Source organism: Chromobacterium sp. ASV23 (assembly GCF_016428945.1).
GTDB lineage: Bacteria > Pseudomonadota > Gammaproteobacteria > Burkholderiales > Chromobacteriaceae > Chromobacterium > Chromobacterium sinusclupearum.
In genome coordinates this window covers 1-2,551 of record NZ_JAELTR010000121.1, presented here as the reverse complement: position 1 = coordinate 2,551, position 2,551 = coordinate 1, and the positions used below count along the sequence as shown (strand labels likewise).

Genomic DNA, 2,551 nt, shown 5'->3' with positions numbered 1-2,551 from the left:
GGTCCGCGCCGCCCAGGCATGCCGGACGCAATAGCCCTGCTCCGGCCGGCGGCGTTTTATTTTTGAGATCGCCGCATCATGAAATTCAGCAGCCACTTTCTGTTCACCGGCGCCGCCATCCTCACCCTGCTCGGCCTGGCCGGACATGAATACCTGATCCTGCCTGTCGCCTTCCTGATCGCCTTCATCGGCCTGTCCGCCGCCGACCGCGAGCAGAACGCCGACATGGCCTCGCACGCCACCGCCATGCTGGTGCCCGCCTCGCAGCGTCCGCTGCTGCCACTAGACGCCTTCCGCGGCCAGGACCTGATGTTCTACCGCGCCGGCAGCCCGGTATACCGCACGCTGATCGCGCGCGACTCGCGCTGGCAGCTCTTGGGCGAACAGGGAGAAGTGGCGGAGGAACCCGGCTGCATCCGGGTGTATCCCGGTTATCTGTACCGCCGGCAGCGCTGACATTCAGGCGGCGCGGGAGGATTCGGTCTCGCGCATCTCGCGCGCTAGGAAATAGTTCAAGGCCGTGCGCAGCACGGCGATGGCCCCGAGCTTGCCGATCTGGTCCCAGCTGGGCGCCACCGCGGTGGACAGGATGTCGGCCGCCAACTGCAGTTCCAGCGCCAGCGCCAAAAAGCGGGCGAAAGTCAGCCGCAGCTGGTTGTAATCGGGCCGCTGGCCGGACATGGCCTGCCGCAGATAGCGGCCAGCCAACAGCAACACCCCGGCGGCGATCACCAAGGCGCCGCAGGCCTCCACGCCGAGTTTCAGCCATAGCACCAGGCTTTGTACCCACTCCTCCACGCCGGCCTGTTGCGGGGACATCAGCATATCGCTCTCCTATTCCAGACAAGACAAAGGCCCCGCCAGCGGCGGAGCCTTCTTGTCAGAACCGGATCTGCCAGATCGGTTCCCTTGGCGCCTATTCACGACCTTTTAGGCTTTGCATCCGCTTCGCGGATAACCTTTTTCATAGCCGGGGCTGCCCGGCGTGCAGGGAGGGGATATTTGCTTGGCCAAATATCCCCTCCTCCCCTAAAAGCCACCCTGCAAGCCTGGCCTGCGGCTTCCCGCCGGTTCCCGTCAGGCCCGAGGCGCGGCTGAACTCGTCCCGCGCTAACGTCGCGGGACTCAAACATGCAGCCGCTTAAGACCTCGGGCCTGCCACCCGACGGCAGGCTTGAAGGGATGTAGGTGCATCGAAAACGTGTTTGTTTTTCACAAGCCAAGTCTAAAAGCCAAAGATCGTGGACACGTTCTTAGGGCCTGTTCCAGGCCTTACCCAAATAACACGATGCCCCATACCAGCGCCAGATTGATCAGGCCCAAGAGCTGCGCCGCGCTGCCCATGTCCTTGGCGCGCTTGGCCAAGGGGTGGCGCTCCAGCGAGGTATGATCCACCGCCGCCTCGATGGCGGAATTGAGCAGCTCGATGATCAGCGTGGCCAGGCTGCTGGCCACCAGCAGCGCGCGCGCCAGCGGCGTGGTGTGGACGATGAAAGCCAGCGGAATCAGCACCACCGCCAGCAGCACCAGCTGGCGGAAGGCGTCTTCATGACGGTAGGCGGCCCGCATGCCGTCCAGTGAATAACCCAAGGCGTTGATCAGCCGGCGGATGCCGGTCTTGCCCTTGAACGGGCTCTCTTCCATTTTTCCCATTGCCACTCCCTGGCGGTGCCAGCCAGCCTCAGTGCTGGCAGCGGCGCTCCAGCGCGTCGAGGTACAGGCCGGCCACGTTGATGTCGGTCTGGTCCATGATCTCGCGGAAGCATGTCGGGCTGGTGACATTAACCTCGGTCAGATAATTGCCGATGACATCCAGGCCGGCCAGCAGGATGCCGCGCTTCTTCAGCTCCGGCCCCACCGTCTCGGCGATCTCGCGGTCGCGCGCCGTCAGCGGACGCGCCTCGCCGCGGCCGCCGGCCGCCAGGTTGCCGCGCGTCTCGCCGGCGGCGGGGATCCGCGCCAGGCAATAATCGACCGGCACGCCGTCTATGACCAGGATGCGCTTGTCGCCGTCGCGGATTTCCGGGATGTAGCGCTGCGCCATCACGGTGCGGCGGCCGCGCTCGGTGATGGTTTCGATGATCACGCTGAGGTTGGGGTCATCCGGCTTGACGCGGAAGATGCTGTCGCCGCCCATGCTGTCCAGCGGCTTGAAGATCGCGTCCTGATGCTGGTTGACGAAGGCGCGCAGCCGATGCGACTCGGCGGTGATCATGGTCGGCGCGATCACCTCCGGGAAACGCAGGATGGCCAGCTTCTCGTTGAAGTCGCGCAGCGCCTGGCCGCTGGTGAACACCTTGACGCCCTGTTCTTCCGCCAGCGAGAACAGCTGCGAGGCGTACAGGTATTCCATGTCGAACGGCGGGTCCTTGCGCATCACCACCGCGCTGAAGGCGCTCAGCGGCTGGCGCAGCTTCTGCCCCAGCTTGTACCAGTGCGGACGCTCGTCGGTGACGGTCAGGTCCACCGCATCCACCAGGATGCGGCCGCCCTCCACCGACAGCTGGTGAGCCTCGGCAAAGCTGACGGCGTGGCCGCGGCGATGCGCCTC

General features: G+C 65.2%; 4 protein-coding genes. 1 reads left to right on the top strand and 3 read right to left on the bottom strand.

Translation table 11 applies throughout. The features are described 5' to 3' along the window. The first annotated feature begins 78 nt into the window (after positions 1-78). Entirely contained in the window at positions 79-456 is a 378-nt protein-coding gene (locus tag JHD59_RS21775; RefSeq protein ID WP_103321708.1) for a hypothetical protein, read from the top strand. A 3-nt stretch (positions 457-459) separates the two neighbouring features. Here the strand turns inward: JHD59_RS21775 and JHD59_RS21770 are convergent, their stop codons facing one another. The 3 genes from JHD59_RS21770 to gshB form a co-directional block, all read right to left on the bottom strand. Then, positions 460-825, bottom strand: coding sequence for a DUF1622 domain-containing protein (locus JHD59_RS21770; RefSeq protein WP_103321709.1), 366 nt, complete (start codon positions 823-825; stop codon positions 460-462). A 447-nt stretch (positions 826-1,272) separates the two neighbouring features. Next, the gene (locus JHD59_RS21765; protein WP_199155803.1) at positions 1,273-1,644 is read right to left on the bottom strand and encodes a diacylglycerol kinase; all 372 of its coding nucleotides are present in this window, start codon (positions 1,642-1,644) and stop codon (positions 1,273-1,275) included. Positions 1,645-1,681: 37 nt separating this feature from the next. Next, positions 1,682-2,551, bottom strand: an 870-nt coding sequence (gene gshB, locus JHD59_RS21760; protein WP_199155802.1) for a glutathione synthase, incomplete at its 5' end; no start/stop codon positions are given.